This window comes from Rossellomorea sp. FS2 (assembly GCF_047915635.1).
In the GTDB taxonomy this organism is placed as follows: Bacteria; Bacillota; Bacilli; order Bacillales; family Bacillaceae_B; genus Rossellomorea; species Rossellomorea marisflavi_A.
Genome location: NZ_JBLRVS010000005.1, coordinates 253,957 through 277,512 on the forward strand (window position 1 = coordinate 253,957; position 23,556 = coordinate 277,512).

The 23,556-nt window shown below is 47.5% G+C and carries 23 protein-coding genes, 1 other RNA gene and 1 riboswitch; of the genes, 19 read left to right on the plus strand and 5 right to left on the minus strand.

The window, feature by feature from the left end; genetic code table 11:
• Positions 1–36: 36 nt before the first annotated feature.
• Positions 37–627 carry an undecaprenyl-diphosphatase gene (locus tag ACNA6I_RS17655; RefSeq protein WP_416313886.1) on the minus strand — a complete coding sequence of 197 codons (591 nt, stop codon included), beginning with the start codon at positions 625–627 and terminating at the stop codon, positions 37–39.
• Positions 628–954: 327 nt separating this feature from the next.
• Between ACNA6I_RS17655 and ACNA6I_RS17660 the strand changes: the two genes are divergently transcribed.
• Both ACNA6I_RS17660 and ACNA6I_RS17665 read left to right on the plus strand, forming a co-directional pair.
• On the plus strand, positions 955–1,665 hold the full coding sequence (locus ACNA6I_RS17660) for a response regulator transcription factor (RefSeq protein ID WP_082139372.1): 711 nt from the start codon (positions 955–957) through the stop codon (positions 1,663–1,665).
• Positions 1,643–2,992, plus strand: a complete 1,350-nt coding sequence (locus ACNA6I_RS17665) for a sensor histidine kinase (RefSeq protein WP_048006736.1) — start codon at positions 1,643–1,645, stop codon at positions 2,990–2,992. Before ACNA6I_RS17660 ends, ACNA6I_RS17665 begins: the two co-directional genes overlap by 23 nt.
• Positions 2,993–3,285: 293 nt before the next feature.
• On the opposite strand, the gene ACNA6I_RS17670 is transcribed toward ACNA6I_RS17665, so the two are convergent.
• The 3 genes from ACNA6I_RS17670 to ACNA6I_RS17680 form a co-directional block, all read right to left on the minus strand.
• A complete protein-coding gene (locus tag ACNA6I_RS17670) occupies positions 3,286–3,879 on the minus strand; it encodes an NDxxF motif lipoprotein (protein WP_252265100.1) in 594 nt (197 codons plus the stop codon).
• A gap of 234 nt (positions 3,880–4,113) precedes the next feature.
• The gene (locus ACNA6I_RS17675; RefSeq protein WP_063190487.1) at positions 4,114–4,566 is read right to left on the minus strand and encodes a hypothetical protein; all 453 of its coding nucleotides are present in this window, start codon (positions 4,564–4,566) and stop codon (positions 4,114–4,116) included.
• A 52-nt stretch (positions 4,567–4,618) separates the two neighbouring features.
• Positions 4,619–5,155, minus strand: a complete 537-nt coding sequence (locus ACNA6I_RS17680) for a GNAT family protein (protein ID WP_331458305.1) — start codon at positions 5,153–5,155, stop codon at positions 4,619–4,621.
• A gap of 238 nt (positions 5,156–5,393) precedes the next feature.
• On the opposite strand from ACNA6I_RS17680, the gene rpoN reads away from it, so the two are divergent.
• From rpoN to ssrA, 13 genes are all read left to right on the plus strand, one after another.
• Positions 5,394–6,671 carry an RNA polymerase factor sigma-54 gene (gene rpoN, locus ACNA6I_RS17685; RefSeq protein WP_048006742.1) on the plus strand — a complete coding sequence of 426 codons (1,278 nt, stop codon included), beginning with the start codon at positions 5,394–5,396 and terminating at the stop codon, positions 6,669–6,671.
• 10 nt (positions 6,672–6,681) lie between these two features.
• Entirely contained in the window at positions 6,682–6,927 is a 246-nt protein-coding gene (locus ACNA6I_RS17690; RefSeq protein WP_416313887.1) for a glutaredoxin family protein, read from the plus strand.
• Positions 6,928–7,086: 159 nt separating this feature from the next.
• Positions 7,087–8,109 (plus strand): sugar-binding transcriptional regulator, encoded by a 1,023-nt coding sequence (locus ACNA6I_RS17695; RefSeq protein ID WP_251529141.1) that lies wholly within the window; start codon positions 7,087–7,089, stop codon positions 8,107–8,109.
• Positions 8,110–8,162: 53 nt separating this feature from the next.
• Entirely contained in the window at positions 8,163–9,170 is a 1,008-nt protein-coding gene (gene gap, locus ACNA6I_RS17700; RefSeq protein ID WP_048006745.1) for a type I glyceraldehyde-3-phosphate dehydrogenase, read from the plus strand.
• Between the two features lie 176 nt (positions 9,171–9,346).
• The gene (locus tag ACNA6I_RS17705) at positions 9,347–10,531 is read left to right on the plus strand and encodes a phosphoglycerate kinase (RefSeq protein ID WP_048015739.1); all 1,185 of its coding nucleotides are present in this window, start codon (positions 9,347–9,349) and stop codon (positions 10,529–10,531) included.
• A 47-nt stretch (positions 10,532–10,578) separates the two neighbouring features.
• Entirely contained in the window at positions 10,579–11,343 is a 765-nt protein-coding gene (tpiA, locus tag ACNA6I_RS17710) for a triose-phosphate isomerase (protein WP_048006747.1), read from the plus strand.
• The gene (gene gpmI, locus ACNA6I_RS17715; protein ID WP_416313888.1) at positions 11,336–12,871 is read left to right on the plus strand and encodes a 2,3-bisphosphoglycerate-independent phosphoglycerate mutase; all 1,536 of its coding nucleotides are present in this window, start codon (positions 11,336–11,338) and stop codon (positions 12,869–12,871) included. Before tpiA ends, gpmI begins: the two co-directional genes overlap by 8 nt.
• An 84-nt stretch (positions 12,872–12,955) precedes the next feature.
• Positions 12,956–14,248 carry a phosphopyruvate hydratase gene (gene eno, locus ACNA6I_RS17720; RefSeq protein ID WP_048006749.1) on the plus strand — a complete coding sequence of 431 codons (1,293 nt, stop codon included), beginning with the start codon at positions 12,956–12,958 and terminating at the stop codon, positions 14,246–14,248.
• Between the two features lie 145 nt (positions 14,249–14,393).
• Positions 14,394–14,621, plus strand: coding sequence for a preprotein translocase subunit SecG (gene secG / locus ACNA6I_RS17725; RefSeq protein WP_048006750.1), 228 nt, complete (start codon positions 14,394–14,396; stop codon positions 14,619–14,621).
• Between the two features lie 875 nt (positions 14,622–15,496).
• Positions 15,497–16,243 carry an alpha/beta hydrolase gene (locus ACNA6I_RS17730; protein WP_048006751.1) on the plus strand — a complete coding sequence of 249 codons (747 nt, stop codon included), beginning with the start codon at positions 15,497–15,499 and terminating at the stop codon, positions 16,241–16,243.
• Positions 16,244–16,264: 21 nt separating this feature from the next.
• Positions 16,265–18,613, plus strand: coding sequence for a ribonuclease R (gene rnr / locus ACNA6I_RS17735; RefSeq protein ID WP_416313889.1), 2,349 nt, complete (start codon positions 16,265–16,267; stop codon positions 18,611–18,613).
• Between the two features lie 101 nt (positions 18,614–18,714).
• Positions 18,715–19,188, plus strand: a complete 474-nt coding sequence (smpB, locus tag ACNA6I_RS17740; RefSeq protein WP_048006753.1) for an SsrA-binding protein SmpB — start codon at positions 18,715–18,717, stop codon at positions 19,186–19,188.
• 125 nt (positions 19,189–19,313) lie between these two features.
• Positions 19,314–19,677: a transfer-messenger RNA gene (gene ssrA, locus ACNA6I_RS17745) on the plus strand.
• Between the two features lie 84 nt (positions 19,678–19,761).
• Here the strand turns inward: ssrA and ACNA6I_RS17750 are convergent.
• A complete protein-coding gene (locus tag ACNA6I_RS17750; protein WP_159130029.1) occupies positions 19,762–19,905 on the minus strand; it encodes a hypothetical protein in 144 nt (47 codons plus the stop codon).
• A gap of 226 nt (positions 19,906–20,131) precedes the next feature.
• On the opposite strand from ACNA6I_RS17750, the gene ACNA6I_RS17755 reads away from it, so the two are divergent.
• From ACNA6I_RS17755 to ACNA6I_RS17770, 4 genes are all read left to right on the plus strand, one after another.
• Positions 20,132–20,662 (plus strand): nucleoside-triphosphatase, encoded by a 531-nt coding sequence (locus tag ACNA6I_RS17755; RefSeq protein ID WP_416313890.1) that lies wholly within the window; start codon positions 20,132–20,134, stop codon positions 20,660–20,662.
• Between the two features lie 95 nt (positions 20,663–20,757).
• Positions 20,758–22,005, plus strand: coding sequence for an aminopeptidase (locus ACNA6I_RS17760; protein ID WP_416313891.1), 1,248 nt, complete (start codon positions 20,758–20,760; stop codon positions 22,003–22,005).
• A 224-nt stretch (positions 22,006–22,229) separates the two neighbouring features.
• Entirely contained in the window at positions 22,230–22,496 is a 267-nt protein-coding gene (locus tag ACNA6I_RS17765) for a CD3324 family protein (protein WP_416313892.1), read from the plus strand.
• Positions 22,497–22,630: 134 nt separating this feature from the next.
• Positions 22,631–23,101, plus strand: a complete 471-nt coding sequence (locus ACNA6I_RS17770; protein WP_048014535.1) for a GNAT family N-acetyltransferase — start codon at positions 22,631–22,633, stop codon at positions 23,099–23,101.
• A gap of 131 nt (positions 23,102–23,232) precedes the next feature.
• A riboswitch (cobalamin riboswitch) is annotated at positions 23,233–23,427 on the plus strand.
• The last annotated feature ends 129 nt before the right edge of the window (positions 23,428–23,556 follow it).

Here is a 23,556-nt window from a genome sequence, read left to right on the forward strand (position 1 = left end):
CACCGGTCGTATAAACGGACCGATGTTTTCCTTTTGTTATTTGAAGTCGATGGTGCGCGCCGATTCCTTTGATTTAGGAACAAAGGGAATGCGGTTATAGATCCGGATGATCCCGTTTACGAGTGGATCAAGGATCGGATACAGCTTGTAGATCACCAGGCTGACAATACCTGCGACAACGATGCTTCCTGCCACATCAAAGGGATAATGATTCCCTACATAGATGCGGGAGAATCCGGTCAAAAGGGCGAATGCAACCATCACGGAGCCGAGCTTCCGATGCACGTAAAGCACGGCAAAGGCCAGAGCGATCGCACCTGTCGTATGGTCACTCGGGAACGATGCGTCTGCATCATGAGGAACAAGCAGATTCACATCATGGGAGACGAACGGCCTTGGTTCGAAATAAATGTTGGCAATGACGGCATTGAGGATCAAGGCGACAATACCCGTGATCCCTGCATAGAGCACCGTTCGCTTCATGTCGTTCTTTCCGAAGAGCCACATCAGTACAAGGACGATGGCAAAAATGAACAGGGCATTGTTCGTAACCCCTGCCATCAAACCATCCCAAAACGGATGATGCCCGGCATGTTGATTGATGGATTTAAAGAGTGAGTAATTCAAAATGATCTCCTTTATAGATGATGATGTGTCGGAGCGCGTGTACATGCTCCAGACTTCTGAGGGGTACAGCCACTATATAAAAGAAACCTGAACGCCCGATGAAGAAAACATTAATAAACAATTAAAATAGAGAGTATCATATTTTTCGATATGGTGAAAGGTATGGGTGATGGGAGGACGGGGCGATGCTGGGTTTACATGAAGGGTTCATTAAAAATCCATGAAAATGACTGCGTTCATCCTTTATCATGCTACAGTATAGGGTAGAAGGACCTGTTGATAACGAAACACGATATAGATTGTAAGAAAAGAAGGGATGAAGCCAGGGTGAAAACGCATGTACTTGTCGTCGAAGATGAAACGCAAATAGCCCGTGTCTTAAAAATGGAGCTTGAATATGAAGGCTACGAGGTGACCGTGGAGCATGAAGGGAAGAAAGGACTGGAGCGGGCTCTGCAATCCGGGGTCCATCTGATCCTCTTGGACGTGATGCTCCCGGGCCTCAGCGGATTCGAAGTGCTGAGACGCATCCGCAAAGAGGACCGTGATACGCCGGTGATCCTGCTGACGGCACGGAACACCACGTTTGACAAGGTGTCGGGACTTGATCAGGGAGCGAACGATTATGTGACCAAGCCATTTGAAATCGAAGAGTTGCTCGCGCGGATCAGGGCGTGCCTGCGGAACCATTCCCCGGGTGAGGTGAAAGATGAGCTGCTCGTATCGGTGGAGGATCTGGTGGTCAATACGGAAACGAGGGAAGTGTGCAGGGGTGGGTCATCCATTACGTTAACTCCGAAAGAGTATGATTTCCTCGTCTACTTGATGGTCAATAAAAATAAAGTCGTGACCAGGGAAAACATCATCCTGAACGTATGGGGATATGAGTATGAAGGGGAAACGAACGTAATCGATGTGTTCATCAGGCATCTTAGGGTCAAGGTCGACGAAGGATTCCCGAAGCAGCTGATCACCACCGTCAGAGGGGTCGGCTTCACCATGAAGGAGAATTCGGATGAAGATCACAACCAAGATTAACCTGCTCACCACTGCCTGGATGCTGTGCATCCTGGTGGTCATCAACTTTGTCGTGTACTTCCTGTTCGTTCAGAATACCGTAACTATGGAAGAAGATGTTCAATTCCATAAAGCGAAGGAGATCATGAAGGAAGTCGGAGGAGCACCGACCACGAACGACCTTGATATGGCTCTGAAGAAGCATCTTACCGAGCACTCCTTCATCCGGATCATGGGTCCGGGCGATGAACTGATCCATCAGGTGACGAATGACAGCATGCTTTCCTCCAAGATCGAAGGGAAGTTTGCCGAGAACAAAGAAGCGAAAAATCATGTGATCAAGAACCAGCGTCATGAGGAGCAGGTCCTGGTCGTCCGTGTGCCCTTCGGAAATGGGGAGCGGAGCCTGGAAATCGTCGAGCGCTTGGAAGGGTTGGAGGCCCGTAAGGAAACCTTGAAAGGCATCCTCATTGCCTGTACGGTCCTCGCCGCCGTCTTCTCCCTTCTGGGGGGCAGGTGGCTTGCCAACACGATCATGCGGCCGATTTCCAATATGATCAAGACAATGGAAGAAATCGAAACGAGTGGGGTGCCGAAGACCATTTCCATTGAAAAACGGGAAAACGATGAGCTGCAAACGATGGCTCAAACGTTCAACCGGATGATCAGCAGGATCCAAGGGAACATGGCGAAGCAAGCCCAGTTCGTATCTGACGCTTCCCATGAGCTGAAGACGCCGCTGACTGTCATCAAGAGCTATGCCAATCTGCTTCGGAGGCATGGGGTCGAAAACAAGGAAATTGCAGACGAAGCCATCCAGGCCATCCATTCGGAAGCAACGAGGATCCAGAAGATGACCGATACGTTCCTCGATCTGGCGGATCTTGAGAAGGAAAACGTCCTTGAAATCAGCCAGATCGACCTCGTGGCCCTCTCAAGGAGCAGCATCAAGCAGCTTCAGGAGGTCTACCATCGCGAGATAAGCCTGCATACGGACGCTTCACGAGTGATCATTCCGGCGGATGAACTGAAGATCAAGCAGGTCATCATCATCCTCCTCGATAACGCCATGAAATACAGCAGTGATAAAATCGATGTCTATATCGAGAAGGTAGGTGACCTCGCCGTCCTCCGCGTCAAAGACTACGGGATCGGAATCCCCAAGGAAGAGATCACCAACATCTTCGAACGATTCTACAGGGTCGACAAAGCAAGAAGCAGGGAAACCGGCGGTACCGGACTCGGACTCCACATTGCCCGGAGCATCATGAAGCTCCACCTCGGAGAGATCAACATCCGGAGTGAGGAAGGGAAAGGGACCGAAGTGGAACTTGTGTTTGTAGGATGACAAAACCAAAAAGGGACCATTCCATGAAGAATGCGATTCATATAGCTTCTTTATGCCGCTTATGATTCCCGTGCAAGACTTCGCTTTTCGCGGGTAGCCCGTGAGCCTCCTCGGCGGGCCTGCGGTGTCTCACATCAGCTACTCTTCCCGCAGAAGTCTACGTCTTGCACTCGAATCAACCGCTGGAAACAATGTTCATTAAACAAATTCAAACCCGAATTCATTTGCCTTATGGCAAGCAAATGAATTCGGGTTTTATTATGACTAGAACACTTCTGTCCCAGCCTCTCTCTTTATTGTTGGAATGCACGCGTCTTAATGTCCTTATCACGCAGGAAGTCTTCGATTTTCTTCTGTTCCCGGCCGTTCACGGTACCAGTTGATCCCAGGATGGTTTCCAGGTCGCTGACCTTCATCTCTCCCTTATCAAAGCGATCAAATGCTTTGTCTAAGGAACGTATATAGTCATTGTAGTCGGTGATATATTGGCTTATGCGGTCTGCACCTTTGTCATAATCGGCTGGGAGGGAGTTGGATGTGATAAAGTCGCTGAAATTATGATCATTCTCTTCAATCAAGGAAATGGTCTTATTTACTTTATCCTTCTCCACGCGAGTCAGCTCCTCCTCGGAATAGATGGTTTCCTGGAATGCTTCCATGACCGCATCCAGATCCTCACTGCTATTCAGGTACAGGATGATGGCGCTCCTTATTTCTTCTTCTGTAATGGACGCGCCCTTACGATCAGACGTAAAGATGGCGTCCGGGACGTCCACCTCCGATAAGGTTGCAACCGGTTCATCCTCCAGGTCTTGATAGGGTTCAGCTTGCTGGCAACCACAGAGAACCAGTAGTGCTGCGATGACACCGACCACTCTCTTTTTCATTTTATGTACATCCTCCTTTCACCATAGATCAGTTAGGCTCTAACCTATACGACCCATCAAAGTCCGGTGATCTGCGGTTCTATACAATTGATTATAACAATAAAAACCATAAAAAGGAATTAATTTGTTATATATTGTAAAATTTGAGGTAATCCCGATTTTTTAGCTTCTTCTCCCTATCACGCTCTACTTGTACCACTTCATAAAAAAAGTAGGACTTCCTACAAGGAAGTCCTACTTCGCCATCACGCCATCCTGCCATTTCATATACAGATAAATCAACACGCTCAAAATGGTCGTGATGCAATACACCCCAAGCGGATGGATCCGGTGCAGTTCATAAATCCCAAGGTACTCAAACCACGGACTCACCAAAAACGCGAGAAACGCATCCACCACCAGGTTCGTGATGAAATACCGCCAAAAATGTCCGTACGTAAAGTATAAAATCACAATCGTTCCGACAAGGAACAGTCCGTACACAAATGAGGTGATGTTCGTGAACAGTGGAATCGTCCTGGTTACTTTCCACCAGTCGAAGGCATCAGCCATCTGGAAGACCACCGTCAGGAGCAGCGCCCCGAATAGTCCGGCGGGGAAGAATCGTTTCACTTGATAGGATTTCAAAGGGATAAGGACAAACCAGGGCAGGATGAGCATGGACCATAATAAGAGTAGTGTAAACATAAACTCTCCTTCGTTCTGTCATTTGCCCTTAGTATGTCCCTCCTATTCAGTATTAATCAGGTATCCAATCAGAGCGCAGGATCGCGTACAGTTTCATGTCCACGTACCGTCCCTTTGATTTCTCTCCTTCGCGGAGTGTCCCTTCAAAGTGATACCCGACTTTTTCAAGAAGGGCAGAGGATGCGTCGTTACCGGCTTCCACCTTTGCTTCAATCCGATTCATTCCCAATACTTCGAAGGCATGCTTCGTCAAGATGCCGACGGCTTCGGTCCCAAGTCCTTTTCCCCAGTGGGTTGGAAGCAGATCATAGCCGATTTCCGTAATCAGATTGTCCCGGTCAAAGTGATTGTATCCGCATGACCCGATGAGTTCGCCGGAGTCACGATCAAAAATGGAAAAGCGCAAGGCCTTGTTTTCGGCGGCAAGCTCTGTCAACAGGGTGATCATATCCCTTGCCTGCTGTTCGTCTGTGAACCGGTCGATGTTCATGAATCGCGTCACATCGGGATGTGACCATAACGTAAAGAGTGCAGGCGCATCGTCCAGTGTCATTTCATGTAATTCCAGTCGTTTGGTTTGTAATGTCATTATCAATAGATCCCTCCGTTTTTATAAAATGATTGCATCATGGAGTCTTCCTATTGATCTCTGCGCATCATTCAGTCCCTTCGATAAGTAGATATTTCCATTTTAGATCCATACTTGATTCAACACAAGGAATAATGAGTAAAATGCCTTCATAGCAATAGGTAAATCGCTTCCAGGAGATTCCCGTTAACGAATCAGACGTTTTCATGTAAAATGGAGAAGTGGGAGGGTACATATCATGAATTTGAGTGCAGGACTTTTTCAGCAGCAACAACAAAAGCTCCAGATGACCCAGCAGCTTTCACAGGCAATCACGATCCTTCAGTACTCCACGATGGAGCTGAATGACTTCCTGGAATCGAAAGCGATGGAGAACCCCCTGATCCAATTGAAACCGCCCAAGCGGAAGCTTGCAGAGTGGCAGGACTTTGTATCGGATACAACGAAAAGCCTGTCGGAAGCTCTATTGATACAACTGAATTTGAAATCGCTTACGAGCGTTGAACGTGATTGTTTGGAAGAATTGATCTTCAGCCTTGATGACAATGGGTATCTCCATATTGAACCCGGGTATTTTTTGAAAAAATATGAAATCGGGGAAGAAGAGCTTGAAAGCACCATCAGTATGATCCAATCGTTAGAGCCTGCCGGCATTGGGGCCCGCTCCCTTCAGGAGTGCATCCATTTACAGTTGGACCGTCGGTGGGAGGTGCCTGATTTCGTCCTCACCATCGTGAGCGATCATTTCCAGGCCTTTGCGGACCGGAAGTGGAGGGAAATCGCAAAAGCCATGGGCATCGAGCTGAAGGAAGTGCAGGCGGCGGCCGATTTCGTCACGCAGTGCAATCCACGGCCGGGTGCGGTCTTTGCGAAGGATTTCTCTCATTATATTGTTCCTGAACTCAATGTAAGAGTCTGGGGAGACGACGTGACGGTCGCCCTGTACGATGGGACTTCAATCACGGTCACTTTTAATAAGGAATATACGGATTTTCTCGGTCATCATCCCGACCGCGATGTAGCATCTTATATAAAAGAAAAGAACCAGGAATTTGAATGGCTCGTCCTGAGCCTGCGTCAGCGGAAGCAGACGATGCTGAAGGTGGGAAAGGCGATCGTGGAGAAGCAGAGGGGATTCTTCCTCCATGGGCCGGGCCATCTCCAGCCTTTGACGCTGAGGCAGATCGCTGAGGAGGTCGGAGCCCATGAATCGACCATCAGCAGGGCCGTCAGGGGGAAGTATGTGCAGACGCCTTATGGGGTGTTTGAACTGAAGAGCTTTTTTACGGCTGCTGTTCGTGCCGTGGACACAGCTGAAGAAACGGTGTCTGCCGGTACAGTGAAGAGGGAGCTGCAGGAACTTGTCAACCAAGAGGACAAGCGAAAGCCCCTTTCTGACCAGAAGCTTGTGGCCCTGCTGACAGAAAAGGGCTGTGACGTCTCGAGGCGGACGGTGGCGAAGTACCGCGACCAGCTCGGCATCCCGTCTTCTTCGAAGCGCAAACGATATGAGTAAGGGTGATTGGATGAAAGAATTGATTTTTTACACCCGCCGTCGGTGTGGTTTATGTGAAGAGGCCAAGCGTACCATCAACTTGCTGAGGGACGATTTTCCTTTCAAGCTGATCGAGCGGGATATCGAGGAGCGGGACGAGTGGACAGAGAGGTTCGGTCTCATGATTCCCGTAGTAGAAATGGACGGAGAAATCCTCCAATATGGACAAATTGATCTTTTTACGATGAGCAAGCGTTTACATAAAAAAACTCGATAGTTTCCAGTTGAATTCGCATTCACACCCTGCTAGAATTGAAGATGAAAGCAGGGTGTGAATTTTTTTTGGAGTAAGTGGGACACAATATGTCTAACCGGGACTTTTGCAGTCCAGCGGATTATTGGACCTTTTACTTCGGTTTTTGAAGGGGCTTTGTACATGGAATCAATCATTGATATACAAAAGCGATTATTACCTGACCTGCTTGAAGTTATGCAAAAAAGGCATCAGATTCTCCGTTCCATCCGCTTCATGCAGCCGGTCGGCCGCAGAAGCCTGGCACAGAACCTGGGGCTGACGGAGCGCGTACTCAGGAGCGAAGTTGAATTCCTGAAAAATCAGGATCTCATCGACATCAAGACGTCCGGAATGCTCATGACCGAAGACGGAATGGAGCTCTTGGAAAAAATTGAATGCATGATGAGGGAGATTTCGGGAATTAATGAAATGGAGCAACGGCTCAAATCGTTACTCAATCTTCATGAAATTGTAATCGTTCCGGGGAATAGCGACGAGTCACCGTGGGTAAAGGAAGAATTGGGGCGTGCGACAGCATCCAGTATGAAACGCCGCCTAAAGGGGAATACTACAATCGCTGTGACTGGCGGTTCAACCATGGCCTCTGTAGCTGAAATGCTGACACCGGACCTGACGTCATCAGAAACCTTATTCGTTCCAGCAAGAGGGGGGATCGGGGAAGACGTCAAAAATCAGGCAAACACCATCTGTTCCAAGATGGCCGAGCATACGAAATCGCGTCATCGCGTCCTCTATGTGCCTGACCAGGTAAGCAAAGAAGTCTACAAGTCCTTCCTGAAGGAACCGATGATCAAAGAAGTCCTCACCATGATCAAATCCGCCAACATGGTCCTCCATGGAATCGGAGATGCGATCACCATGGCCGAGAGACGGAAAACGTCGGAAGCCGATTATCAGAAGATCATCGACGGGCAGGCCGTCGGGGAATCATTCGGCTACTACTTCAATGAAGAAGGCGAAGTGGTACATAAGGTGCCGACCATCGGACTGCAGCTCGAGGACCTGAGCCATATCGAGCACGTCATCGCCGTAGCGGGCGGAAGCTCGAAGGCAAAAGCGATCCGGGCATATATGAAAAGTGCTCCATCTTCAACCGTCCTCATTACGGACGAAGGAGCAGCAAAAGCGCTTTTGAAAGGGTAAATCCCTTTTGAAATATAAAATCATCCTTAACGATCTAAAGGAGGAAATTAATCATGGCAACAAAAATTGGTATTAACGGATTTGGACGTATCGGACGTAACGTATTCCGTGCAGCACTTAAAAGCAACGATGTAGAGGTAGTGGCAGTCAACGACTTGACTGATGCAAACATGCTTGCACACCTTTTACAATATGACACAGTTCACGGGAAACTTGACCAAGAAGTTACTGTTGACGGTGACTACCTAGTAGTCGGCGGCAAAAAAGTAAAAGTATTGGCTGAGCGTGACCCAGCTCAACTTGGATGGGGAGACCTTGGCGTTGAAATCGTCGTAGAATCTACTGGTCGCTTCACAAAACGTGCAGATGCTGCGAAACATATCGAAGCTGGCGCTAAAAAAGTCATCATCTCTGCTCCTGCATCTGATGAAGACATCACAATCGTAATGGGCGTTAACCACGACAAATACGACGCAGCTAGCCATGATGTTATCTCTAACGCATCTTGTACTACTAACTGCCTTGCTCCATTCGCAAAAGTACTTAACGATAAATTCGGCGTAAAACGTGGAATGATGACTACAATCCACTCTTACACAAATGATCAGCAAATCCTTGATTTGCCACACAAAGACTACCGTCGTGCACGTGCAGCTGCTGAGAACATGATCCCAACTACAACTGGTGCAGCTAAAGCGGTATCTCTAGTTCTTCCAGAACTTAAAGGCAAATTGAACGGTGGAGCTGTCCGCGTTCCAACTCCAAACGTGTCACTAGTTGACCTTGTTGCAGAATTGGACAAAAACGTAACAGCTGAAGATGTAAACGCAGCTCTTAAAGAAGCAGCTGAAGGTGATCTTAAAGGAATCCTTGCTTACAGCGACGAGCCACTAGTATCTACTGACTACAATGGCAGCCCTGCTTCTTCAACAATCGATGCTCTATCTACTATGGTTCTTGAAGACAACATGGTAAAAGTAATCTCTTGGTACGATAACGAGAGCGGATACTCTAACCGTGTCGTTGACCTTGCAGGCTTCGTAGCTTCAAAAGGACTATAATTCAAACGCGTTTGGTTTTTGACATCTAGGTGATGGATGGATATATTTTGTCCCACCATCTATAATGAAGATGTGTCGAAGGGGAGCGGGGAACATTCCCCTCTCCCCTTTCCTATTCTGATTTCAAGTTTCTTGAAAAAAGAGTAGAATTTGATAACTGAAGGAGGCCTTTTTCCATGAACAAAAAATCGATCAAAGACGTCGATGTGAAAGGGAAACGCGTATTTTGCCGCGTAGACTTCAACGTGCCGATGGCAGACGGGAAGATCACCGATGAAACGCGTATCCAGGCAGCACTGCCTACCATCAAACATCTAGTAGAAGGCGGAGCGAAAGTCCTTCTTGCAAGCCATCTTGGACGTCCAAATGGTGAAGTGGTAGAAGAACTCCGTTTGACACCTGTTGCAAACCGTCTATCAGAGCTTCTTGGCAAAGACGTTGCCAAAGCAGACGAAGCATACGGTGAAGCCGTTCAGGCAAAAGTTTCAGAGATGAAAGACGGAGACGTCCTTGTCCTTGAAAACGTTCGTTTCTACCCAGGTGAAACGAAAAACGATCCTGAGCTTGCGAAAGAATTTGCAGCACTTGCAGATCTTTATGTGAACGATGCATTCGGTGCAGCTCACCGTGCCCACGCTTCAACAGCAGGGATCGCCGAGCACATCCCGGCAGTTGCAGGTCTTCTTATGGAGAAAGAGCTTGAAGTCCTTGGTAAGGCACTATCAAACCCAGAACGTCCTTTCACGGCCATCGTTGGTGGAGCGAAAGTAAAAGATAAGATCGGTGTCATCGACAACCTTCTCGATAAAGTGGACAACTTGATCATCGGAGGCGGACTTGCTTACACATTCGTAAAAGCAAACGGCTACGAAATCGGTCAATCCCTTCTTGAAGAAGACAAAATCGATCTAGCGAAACAATTCATGCAAAAAGCGAAAGACAAAGGCGTGAACTTCCTTATGCCGGTAGACGTGGTTGTTGGGGATGACTTCTCTAATGATGCGAATACACAGGAAGTGGGCATCGACTCCATCCCATCTGATTGGGAAGCAATGGATATCGGTCCTAAAACGCGTGAAATCTTCAGCGATGCAATCAAGAGCTCTAAACTTGTCATCTGGAACGGACCAATGGGCGTATTCGAAATGGATACATTCGCCAACGGTACGAAAGCCGTAGCAGAGGCATTGGCCGATTCAACAGATACATACTCTGTAATCGGTGGCGGAGACTCTGCAGCAGCAGTCGAGAAGTTCGGATATGCTGATAAAATGAGTCATATTTCTACAGGCGGAGGAGCATCTCTCGAGTTCATGGAAGGGAAAGAACTTCCTGGAGTCACAGCTCTGAACGATAAATAATCCCTGTTTCTAAATGCGTTTAGAAAACAATCGAAAGGATGAGTAGAATGCGTAAACCGATCATCGCAGGTAACTGGAAGATGAACAAAACACTCGGTGAAGCTAAATCTTTCACCGAAGAAGTACAAGGACTCGTTCCTGATACAGATGTAGTTGAATCCGTGATCTGTTCACCAGCGCTTTTCCTTGAAAGCCTTGTAAACAGCACGAAGAACTACAAAGTAGAAATCGGTGCCCAAAACATGCACTTCGAAGAAAACGGAGCGTTCACAGGCGAAGTCAGCCCTGTAGCCCTTCAAGATCTTGGAGTGAAATATGTCATCCTTGGACACTCAGAACGCCGTGAAATGTTCAACGAAACGGATGAGTCTGTGAACAAGAAGACGATCGCTGCCTTCAAACACAGCCTGACTCCGATCGTATGTGTCGGTGAAACACTTGAACAACGTGAGAACAACGAAACAAATGAGCTAGTCGGAGATCAAGTGAAGAAGGCCCTTGCCGGACTTTCTGCTGATCAAGTGAAGAATACCGTCATCGCCTATGAGCCAATCTGGGCAATCGGTACCGGTAAATCTTCAACGGCTGAAGATGCGAACGAAGTATGTGCCCACATCCGTCAAGTTGTGGCTTCTGAGTTCGGTCAAGAAGCTGCCGATGCAGTCCGCATCCAGTACGGCGGAAGCGTAAAACCTGCCAACATCAAAGAATACATGGCACAGCCTGATATCGATGGTGCATTGGTCGGTGGCGCAAGCCTTGAACCACAAAGCTTCCTTCAGCTTCTAGAAGGGGCGAGCTCTCATGAGTAAGTCTCCAGTAGCACTCATCATCCTGGACGGCTTCGCCTTCCGTGATGTGAAAGAAGGAAATGCGGTTGCTCAGGCCAACAAGCCGAACTTCGACCGCCTTTGGAACCAATACCCTCACAATCAGCTGACTGCAAGCGGTGAAGCAGTAGGTCTGCCTGACGGTCAGATGGGTAACTCTGAAGTGGGTCACTTGAACATCGGTGCCGGCCGCATCGTGTATCAAAGCCTCACGCGCGTGAACCTTGCCATCCGTGAAGGAGAGTTCGAGAAGAACGAAACCTTCAAAGATGCCATCGAGCACGCGAAAAAGCACGACAAGAAGCTTCACATCTTCGGTCTTCTATCCGATGGAGGGGTTCACAGTCATATCGAGCATATGTATGCCCTCCTTCGCCTCGCAGCCAAAGAAGGAATGGAAGAGGTTTATGTCCATGCGTTCCTTGATGGTCGTGATGTCGGTCCTAAGACCGCGAAGAAGTACATTGAAGATGCACAAGCAAAAATGAAAGAAATCGGTATCGGTCAATTCGCGACGATTTCTGGCCGCTATTACTCAATGGACCGCGATAAGCGCTGGGAGCGCGTGGAGAAATCCTATCGTGCCATGGTATACGGCGAAGGCCCTACGTACACGGATCCAATCGAATTGGTGAACGATTCCTACGAAAATGGAATCTATGACGAATTCGTCATCCCATCCGTGATCACAAAGGAAAGCGGCGAGCCGGTTGCAACGATCCAGGATGACGATTCTGTGATCTTCTACAACTTCCGTCCCGACCGTGCTATCCAGATCTCGAATACGTTTGCCAATCAGGACTTCCGTTCATTCGACCGCGGGGACAAGTTCCCTAAGAACCTGCACTTTGTCTGCCTGACGAAGTTCAGTGAAACGGTTGACGGATATGTGGCGTTCAAACCGACGAACCTTGATAATACACTAGGGGAAGTTCTTGCCCAAAACGGCTTGAAACAGCTCCGTATCGCTGAAACGGAAAAATACCCGCACGTGACATTCTTCATGAGCGGCGGCCGTGAAGCGGAATTCGAAGGGGAAAAGCGCATCCTCATCGACTCACCTAAAGTGGCAACATACGACTTGAAACCTGAAATGAGCGCATACGAAGTGACGGACGCCCTTCTTAAAGAGATCCGTGAAGATCGCCAGGATGCCATCATCCTGAACTTCGCCAACCCTGATATGGTTGGTCACTCCGGAATGCTTGAACCAACGATCAAAGCGATCGAAACCGTGGACGAATGTCTTGGCAAAATCATCGACTTGATCACTGAAAAAGGTGGCACGGCCATCATCACTGCGGACCATGGGAATGCAGATGAAGTAATCACAGAAGACGGCGACCCAATGACTGCCCACACGACCAACCCGGTACCGGTCATCGTGACAAAAGAAGGCCTTGAACTTCGTGACGGAGGGATCCTTGGTGATCTTGCCCCAACGATGCTTGACCTCTTGAACGTCGATCAACCGGAAGAAATGACGGGTAAATCCCTCATTAAGAAGTAAACCTGCCGGCGTGCCGACCTGCAGGGGTACCCGGACGGTAAGAGCTTTTAAACTAAAATCACCTATAAAAAGGAGAGTTTTTTCATGCCAATCATTACTGATGTATACGCACGCGAAGTCCTTGACTCCCGTGGTAACCCGACAATCGAAGTAGAAGTTTACACTCAATCCGGAGCTTTCGGACGCGCACTTGTTCCATCTGGTGCTTCAACTGGTGAATACGAAGCAGTTGAACTTCGTGACGGCGACAAAGGCCGCTACCTAGGTAAAGGTGTAGAAAAAGCAGTCGATAACGTGAACAACGAAATCGCTGAAGAAATCATCGGTTACGATGTAACAGAACAAGTTGCCATCGACCAAGCAATGATCGCTCTTGATGGAACTGAAAACAAAGGTAAACTAGGCGCCAACGCAATTCTTGGTGTATCTATGGCCGTTGCACGCGCAGCTGCTGACTTCTTCGGAGTAGAATTGTACCAATACCTTGGTGGATTCAACGCGAAGCAACTTCCAGTACCAATGATGAACATCGTCAATGGTGGAGAGCACGCTGACAACAACGTAGACATCCAGGAATTCATGGTTATGCCTGTAGGAGCTCCTACATTCAAAGAAGCTCTTCGCATGGGTGCTGAGATCTTCCACAGCCTGAAATCAGTTCTTAAAGACAAAGGTTACAACACAGCAGTTGGTGACGAAGGCGGATTCGCTCCTAACCTTAAATCCAACGAAGAAGCTCTTTCTACGATCATCGAAGCAATCGAAAAAGCCGGTTACAAACCAGGCGAAGAAGTACTTCTTGCAATGGACGTAGCTTCTTCTGAAATCTACAACAAAGAAGACGGTAAATATCATCTTTCTGGAGAAGGCGTTGTACGTACTTCTGAAGAAATGGTTGACTGGTACGAAGAAATGGTTAACAAATACCCAATCATCTCAATCGAAGATGGTCTTGACGAAAACGACTGGGAAGGACACAAACTTCTTACTGAGCGCATCGGTAACAAAGTCCAACTCGTTGGGGATGACCTATTCGTAACAAACACAACAAAACTTTCTCAAGGGATCGAGCAAGGAATCTCTAACTCAATCCTTATCAAAGTGAACCAAATCGGTACACTTACTGAAACATTCGACGCTATCGAAATGGCTAAACGCGCTGGTTACACAGCTGTTATCTCTCACCGTTCTGGTGAAACAGAAGACAGCACAATCGCTGACATCGCGGTTGCTACTAACGCTGGTCAAATCAAAACTGGTGCTCCTTCACGTACTGACCGTGTGGCGAAATACAACCAACTTCTTCGCATCGAAGATCAATTGGCTCACACTGCTCAATACCTTGGAGCAAAAACATTCTACAACGTTAACCGCTAATAGCCGGTTTGCCGAAATCCCCGTCCTCGGACGGGGATTTTTTTAATGGACGTCATCTAAGCGAATATTCATTATGTTCTTGTTGCCCCAGCCCCCGTATGGTAAAATGAAGACAATGTTATGTTCGGATCAGGAGGTGGGACTCATGCATACTATTTTAGTCACGTTACTTATCATCGTATCGATCGCCATGATCGTCATGGTATTGCTTCAATCAGGTAAGAGTGCTGGACTTTCAGGGGCCATCTCAGGTGGTGCGGAACAGCTATTCGGTAAACAGAAAGCGCGCGGACTCGACTTGATTTTGCACCGCATCACAATCGTATTGGCCGTACTATTCTTCATTCTTACGGTTGCCATCGTCCGTATCTAAATGAACGTTAAAAAACCTGATCTCGTTTGTGGGTCAGGTTTTTTGTTTTATCGGGGTTGTACTTGGCCGTTTTGTGCTGGGCGGAGCGATTCATCCTTATGGGGTGGTTTCGCAAATAACTGCGAGTTAATACTGGTTCAAGGGATGATGTGCAATTCTTGTTTGTGGGTTTACGATGTAAGTGGTGTTCAGGTGATGGTTAGGGTGGTTCATCCGTATGGGGTGGTTTTCGCAAATGACTGCGAGTGAACGCTGGTTCAAGGGATGATGTGCAAATCTCGTTTGTGGGTTTGCGATGTAAGTAGTCGTCAGTTGATGGTTAGGGTGATTCATCCGTATTTGGACGCATTTGCAAATAACTCCGAATGAACGCTGGTTCCGGGGATGATGTGCAAATTAGAACGAGGGTACCATGTCGGTTCGCAAATAGAATGCTTTTTTTCGCAAATTAAGTCGAAAATTCCGCAGGCATTTTTTTGATTATCGCAAATAAATTCGCCTTGATCAGAATCGTCGAGTCTCGGGATAGAGAAATGGGTCATAAATACAATGCGAAAAAAGTCGAAACATGTCGCAAGGGAAAAGTAGTGGAAAATGGCGATGGTAAATGCATGGTGAACCATTATGAATCGCTATGATTCCAAAAAATTTGCAAATACTCGATTAAAGTAGCAAATAGCCTCTACCTGCGTAGAGCCACCGATCAGGATGCCCCGGACTCACACTATGAACAACCCTCCGCCATCAAAACCGCCACAACAATGCGAAATGGTGGATTGTCCCACCGATATTTGCTAAAAATAGAAGTGAGAAGAATCTGAACGGCTGCATCAAGCCACTAGACATCAAAGAGATCGAAAAGGAGCTATCAAACCATGAAAACCAATTTGCCGAAACCATTTACATTTGAAGCGGGGAAACGTGCTGTCCTTCTGTTGCACGGATTCACTGGTAACTCATCGGATGTGCGTATGCTCGGACGATTCCTCGAGAAGAAGGGCTATACGTCTCATGCGCCTCACTATAAGGGACATGGTGTTCCGCCGGAGGAATTGGTGCATACAGGTCCTGAAGACTGGTGGAAGGATGTCATGGACGGGTATGAGCATCTGAAGAGCCTTGGGTATGAGGAAATCGCCGTTGCGGGCCTCTCGCTCGGAGGGGTATTTTCATTGAAATTAGGTTACACTGTACCTGTAAAGGGTATTGTCCCAATGTGTGCGCCAATGTATATAAAAAGCGAAGAAGTCATGTATGACGGGGTAGTGGAATACGCCCGTGAATTTAAAAAATATGAAGGAAAACCAGAAGACCAGATTGAAAAGGAAATGGAAGAGTTCAAGAAGACGCCGATGGATACGTTGAAGGCCCTTCAGGAGCTCATCGCCGATGTGCGTGGGAATGTGGATATGATCTACTCGCCGACGTTTGTCGTGCAGGCACGGAACGACCATATGATCAACACGGATTCTGCAAATATCATCTATGACAGCGTTGAGTCTGATGATAAAGAGATCAAGTGGTATGAAGAGTCTGGGCACGTCATTACGCTCGATAAAGAGAAAGAGCAGCTTCACGAGGATGTGTACAACTTCCTGGAGAAACTGGACTGGACGGTATAATCACGATCAGGAGGGAATGTCATGGACGAAAATATTAAAGGGCATGTGGATAAGCTCCTTTCTTACATGAAGGAAGAAGCCTACAAGCCATTGACGGTACAAGAGCTGGAGGAAGCATTCGGAATCGAGGGGTCAGGGAACTTCAAAGATTTCGTGAAGGCGCTTGTCGTCATGGAAGAGAAGGGGTTGGTGGTGCGTACGAGAAGCAACCGCTACGGTCTTCCTGAAAAAATGAATCTGGTAAGAGGGAAAGTATCGGCACATGCCAAGGGCTTCGCCTTTGTCATCCCGGAAGAGCAGGGGATGGATGATATCTTCATCCCTCCGAATGAAACAAGCAATGCGATGCACGGGGATATCGTCCTCGTACGGGTATCGGCTTCTTCGTCAGGCTCAAGACGCGAAGGGACCATTGTCCGCATCGTCGAGCGCGGTGTCGATCAGATTGTCGGAACATTCACCGAAAGCAAGCATTTCGGATTTGTCGTTCCTGATGATAAGAAGTTCGCAAGCGACATCTTCATCCCGAAATCCGCCCAGAAGGGTGCGACGGAAGGACATAAGGTCGTCGTGAAGCTGACGGCTTATCCTGAAGGACGCAAAAGCGCAGAAGGGGAAGTCATTGAAATCCTCGGACATAAAAATGATCCGGGCGTCGATATCCTTTCCATCATCCATAAGCATGGCATCACCGTCGAGTTCCCTGAAGAAGTCATGGAGCAGGCGAATCAAGTGCCTGATGAAATCAACCCATCCGAGCTTGAGAACCGCCGCGACCTGCGCGATCAAACGATCGTCACCATTGACGGGGCCGACGCAAAGGACCTTGATGATGCCGTCACGGTCACAAAGCTCGACAACGGAAACTACAAGCTCGGCGTACATATCGCCGATGTTACCTACTATGTGAAAGAAAGCTCACCGATCGATGAGGAAGCATTCGACCGCGGTACATCCGTCTACCTCGTGGACCGGGTTATCCCGATGATCCCTCACAGACTGTCGAACGGTATCTGTTCACTGAACCCGAAAGTCGACCGCCTGACGCTTTCATGTGATATGGAGATCACACCTAGCGGGGAAGTCGTGAAGCATGAGATCTTCCAGAGTGTGATCAAGACTGCTGAGCGGATGACCTACTCAGACGTCAACAAGATCCTTGTGGACAAAGATGAAGAGCTGAGAAGCAAGTACGAGCCACTCGTCCCGATGTTTGAGGACATGGAGAAACTTGCTCAGATCCTTCGCACGAAGCGTGAGAAGCGCGGTGCCATCGACTTCGATTTCAAAGAAGCGAAGGTGCTCGTGAACGAAGAAGGCGAGCCGACGGAAGTCGTCATGCGCGAGCGTTCCGTTGCCGAGAAGCTCATCGAGGAATTCATGCTGGCAGCGAATGAAACCGTAGCAGAACACTTCCACTGGATGGAAGTACCGTTCATCTATCGTATCCATGAAGATCCGAAGGAAGATAAGCTTATGCGCTTCTTCGAGTTCATCACGAACTTCGGTCTCATCGTGAAAGGATCGGCGAACTCGATTCATCCGCGTGCCCTCCAGGAAATCATTAATGACGTCCAGGGGAAAGCGGAGGAGATGGTCGTCTCCACGATGATGCTCCGCTCCATGCAGCAGGCGAAGTACGATCCGGAAAGCCTTGGTCACTTCGGCCTTGCCACGGAGTTCTACACCCACTTCACTTCACCGATCCGCCGTTATCCGGATCTGATCGTCCACCGATTGATCAGGACATACTTGATTGAAGGAAAGGTCGACCAAGCGACGCGCGACAAATGGGGAGCACAGATGGGGAATATCGCCCAGCATACCTCCAGCCGCGAACGCCGTGCCGTCGATGCTGAGCGTGAGACAGATGAGCTGAAGAAAGCAGAGTACATGGAAGACAAGGTCGGGGAAGAGTACGACGGGATCATCAGCTCCGTTACCAACTTCGGACTGTTCGTCGAGCTTCCGAATACAATCGAGGGTCTTGTTCACGTGAGCTACATGACCGACGACTATTACCGGTTCGACGAGCGTCAGCTGGCCATGATCGGAGAGCGCACGGCAAACGTCTACCGCATAGGTGACGAGATCACCGTCCGCGTCGTAAACGTCAACAAGGACGAACGCGCCATCGACTTCGAGATCGTCGGCATGAAAGGCACTCGTCGCCGCGACGACAAAGCCCGCTCATTCCGACCGGAACGTAAAGGCAAACCGACAAGCAAGCCAGGCAAAAAGCCTGCTGATAAAGATAAAAAAGAAGGCGGCGAATGGTCCACACGTCCGCCGAAGAACAATAAGAAGAAAAAGAAGAATAAAAAGTTCTTCGATAATGCTCCAAAAAGCAAACGCAAAAAGAAAAAGTAAGCATAAGGAGCATGGGGATCCTCCCGTGCTCCTGTTTCATCCTACCCATACAGGTGTATTTATGAGATAATGGCACCACAGAAAGAGAGAGAGGGATTCACATGCCAAAGGGAGAAGGCAAGCTCATTGCCCAGAATAAAAAAGCCCGCCATGACTTCGCCGTCGAAGAGACGTTCGAAGCAGGCATCGTCCTCCAGGGGACGGAAATCAAATCGATCCGCGGCGGTCGCGTTAACCTGAAAGATTCCTTTGCCCGTATCCGAAACGGAGAAGTATACGTCTACAACATGCACGTATCACCGTACGAGCAGGGGAACCGGTATAATCATGATCCGCTCCGCACGAGGAAGCTCCTCCTGCACCGCAGGCAGATCAATAAGCTCATCGGTGAAACAAAAGAAGCAGGATATTCACTCGTCCCGCTGAAGCTGTACATCAAAAACGGCGTCGCCAAGCTCCTCATTGGCCTTGCACGCGGTAAGAAGAAATATGACAAACGTGAAGATCTGAAGCGCAAGGAAGCTAACCGCTCGATCCAGCGCGAGCTCGCTCAAAGGCAAAAAGGGAATTACTGATCCTTCCAGTTGCATTTGGCGCTCAGTTTGTTATAATAAATAGTGTCGCAGGGCAAACTGACTGCGATAAGAACAATTGAATAAGTAACCAGTGAGAACTTATTCTTTCCCGTTCTTCCTCATATGGGGACGTTACGGATTCGACAGGGATAGTTCGAGCTTGGGTTGCGAGCCGTAGGGATCGTCTACGTTAAAACGTCAAAGCCAATAATAACTGGCAAAACTAACAATAACCTAGCTCTAGCTGCGTAATAGCGCTTTAGCTGTTCCTCCCTCCATCGCCTATGTGGTAGGGTAAGGGACTCACTCTTAGTAGGCTACGCCGGAGTCCACCGTCTGAGGACAAAGGAAGAGATTAACCAGACTAGCTGCACGGACGCCAGTCGGTAGGCATAAGCTGCAGCGAAACCGCGAATATATCGACTACGCTCGTAGACGCACAAGTGCCGTTATTTCTGGACGAGGGTTCGACTCCCTCCGTCTCCACCAAATACATATTTGGTGGTTTTTATTTTGTCTAAATAAATGATACAAGCCATCCCGGTTTCTTTCAGGGGTGGCTTTTTTTAGTATTTAGAGATTATCCGTATTGATGCGAGGGGTACGTGGTTCGAGTTCGGCTCTGGCCTTGGCATTTTCATTGTTCCGGTCGTGTTGGTCTTGTCTTGCCTTATCCACTGCAGACCGGTTTTCTGATTTGTTCTTTTCATCCTTCACTCTATCACCCCCTCTTGCTAATATGCACCAAGAATGAGGGCTTGAAACATACAAAAAAGGACTTGCCGAAACAAGTCCTCAATATACCTGAGTCGTATTAGAAATATTGAAAATGAGCTACTAGGGTATTGGTGAGCTCTTTTGTATGTAATAATATGTAAAAGCGGTGATGGGGGTTTATTACACAGAAATAATCAATCCATCCATATTGGGTGAAGGAGGACATATGAATTCAACATTTTTTTTACTCTCAGGAAAGCCGAGAATAGGCAAATCAACGTTGATCAAACAAATCATTCATGAAATCGGCGTCGATCGTTGTGGAGGCTTCTATACAGAAGAAGTGACCAACTTCGATGATCGGATAGGTTTCCGGTGTGTATCGATGGATGGAGAAAGTGTAGACATTGCCAACGTAGAAAGTCGCAGCGCAACCAGGGTTGGAAGGTATGGTGTTAACGTAAAGGAGTTTGATCTGTTTGCCAAAGATATTTTACAAGGGGCCCTTCGTACCAAGGACATCATCGTGATTGATGAGATCGGGTATATGCAGATGTTCTCTCATTCATTTAAGAAAATCGTTCAAGACATATTCTCAGCAAACAAGGTAGTACTTGGGACGATTCCTTTAAACCCCCATCCTGAAATGAATAACATGAACAATCTTAAAGAAGCAAACATCATAACGGTAGATGAACTCAATCGGGACAAGATCGCAGGATGGTTAGTAAGAGAAGTGTTGAACGTTATAGATTGAAATGATTACGAAGAGCTGACGCACGCCAAGATCGGTGCCATGCAGGTCAGGAGTCTTTAGCAAAACGATGCAGAACAGTATAGGGGAGATCGTAAATGGTTAAAGGGATTATAAGCGACCCACAATTGAAAAAGTACGCAGAACTTGCTGTAAGAGCCGGTGTGAATCTCCAAATGGATCAGTTATTGATTATTTATAGTGATATCCAACATGCTGGGTTTGCTCGTCTGATCCAAACGGCAGCCTACGAGGCAGGTGCCTCGAATGTAGTGATTGATTGGAAGGATGAACAGTCTACCAAAGAGTTTTACATACATGCAGCAGATCGTTTCATCGATCACATTCCCGATTGGCAGGCTGCCCGTTTTAAAGAATGGGATGATGAAGGGGCTGCTTACATTCATATTATTTCTGAAAATGTCTTTGAAGACGTTTCTGCTGAAAGGATTCATCGTTTCCAAAAAGCGTCACGTACAAAATTGAAGGATTATTACAGCAAAGTCAGATCCCACAAGGTCCGGTGGTGTCTTATAGCTGTCCCGTACGTTGCTTGGGCAGCCAAAGTATTCCCCAACCTGAGTAAAGAAGAAGCTTTACAATCATTATGGGAATTGATTGTAAGTGGAGCTAGGGCAGACGGGGAGAGTCCCATTGATGATTGGAGAGAACACCACAGAGCCTTCGAGTCTCGAAAAAAATTCCTGAACGAGAGCCGATTTGAAGCGCTGCATTTTACAAATAAACGTGGAACTGATTTAGTAGTGGGTCTAGCCAAAAATCATGTTTTTATCGGTGGGGCTGTCACAGATGAACAAGGGATCCCTTTCTTTCCGAACATCCCTACAGAAGAAATATTTACTGCTCCACACAAAAATAGGGTGAATGGCAAACTGGTAGGGACTAAACCTCTTATCTATGGTGGGAATATCATAGAAGACTTTCATCTGATTTTTACAGAAGGCCGAATTACCGACTATTATGCCGCGAATGGACAAGAAGCGTTGCAACATCTCATCGAAACGGATGAAGGCTCACATTATCTAGGGGAAATTGCGTTGGTTTCGACTAAAGCACCTCTTGCTCAGGCTAATACGCTCTTTTACAAGACCCTGTTTGATGAAAATACGGCCTGTCATATCGGAATCGGGGATGCATCTCCCTCCACTTTCCGAGATGGCCATGACAAATCTGAGAAAGAATTTCAAGAAGCGGGTCTGAATACATCCCTTTTGTCAGTCAATGTGACCTTTGGTACAGAAGATATGAACGTAGTGGGCATGAAAGAAGGAGAAATGGAAGTCCTGCTCATGGAGGACGGGGAATTTAAGTTTTTGATCGTCTAAAACTTAAATAGTATACCAATTGCCTTTAAAGTGTATGTGGTAGGGAAATTCACCAAGAGATATGGTAGTATATAGAAAAAATACGCGAGGAGGCCAAACATGGGCAAATACCCCAACCTGAAAGTATTCTCCCGTTAGCAGCAAAGGCTGCAGGGAGATGGAAATGATTAATGAGCAGTCTTTGCCTTTCTTATTCCAATTCTAATAAGGAAGCAGGGGCGAAAATGAGCCATAAGCGGGCAAAAGATGTTTTACCGGATGAATTGATTACCATCATTCAGGGCTATGTGGATGGGGAGTATGTATACATCCCGAGAAAAAGCGGCAGTGAGCGATCCTGGGGAGAGCAGAGCGGAGCCAGGAAGACTCTGGATGAGCGAAATAAGGAAATCCGTGAGAGGTTCAAGAGTGGGTGGAGGAAGGAGCAACTTGCAGCTGCCTACCATCTTTCCGTGAAGAGCATTGAACGGATTGTTTATAAACGAGAATAGTCTTTATGATGCGTCTGATGGTTTTTCCCGGAGGGCGCTTTTTATTTTTCCTCGAATATATTATGTAGTCGTTTACGAGGTAGAATGAGCGTTTGCTTGCCTTTACACTGTAGGTATAAGAAAGGGTGATACGCATGAGCTATACGTTAAGAAAAAGGACAGACCAAGACATCCAAGAGTTCATCACGTGGAGGTATGAAGGCAACTATTCGTTCTATGATAATCCGATTCAAGAGGAGAAGGTGAACGGATTTCTTGAGAGCGGGAATCGGGAAGGATTTTATTCGGTCATTGACCGGGAGGGGAGATTGGCAGGAAACTGTGAGTTCTTCCAGGTCGGAGATGAAACGGAGGATATCATGGGAGTTGGGATACAGATGAAGCCGGCATTGACAGGGAAGGGTGAGGGGAAGCTGTTTTTCCATTCCATCATTGAAGAGGGAAGAAGGAAACTCGGTTATGACCATTTGGAGTTGGCTGTGGTGGACTTCAATGTCCGTGCTATCAGCGTGTATGAACGTGCGGGGTTTGTACAAAAAGGTGAATTTCAGAACAATATTAGAGGGCAGGAGTATAGGTTCATTATCATGGAAAAAGATTGGTAAAATAATTTTCAATGGTACAAACCCCGACAAACCCCGCCACCCATCAACATCCTTCCCCATTTCCTGATATTCCTCCAATTAACAGTATATTGAATTGAGCTAAGGTTTCCATTAAGATGGAGAGGAGTATAACTTCATAGGTGCATATTGGTTCAGCCTCAGGTTTGGGGCTGATTAAAAGGGAATCAGGTGTGAATCCTGAGCGGTCCGGCCACTGTAAGTGATGAGCGATCTTTCGGAAATGCCACTGGATGTTAGAGTCCGGGAAGGCGGAAGGGAGCGATGAATCATGAGTCAGGAGACCTGCCTGTATGTGTAGTGGTGGAGCCTTCCGGTAAAAGGTGAAGCGAGGTGGATCAGTATGCATGGGGTTAGTATGTGCACGTGGATTTCAAAGCCTTGTTCTTCTTTCGGGAAGAGCAGGGCTTTTTTATATACATATTATTTATCTAGTA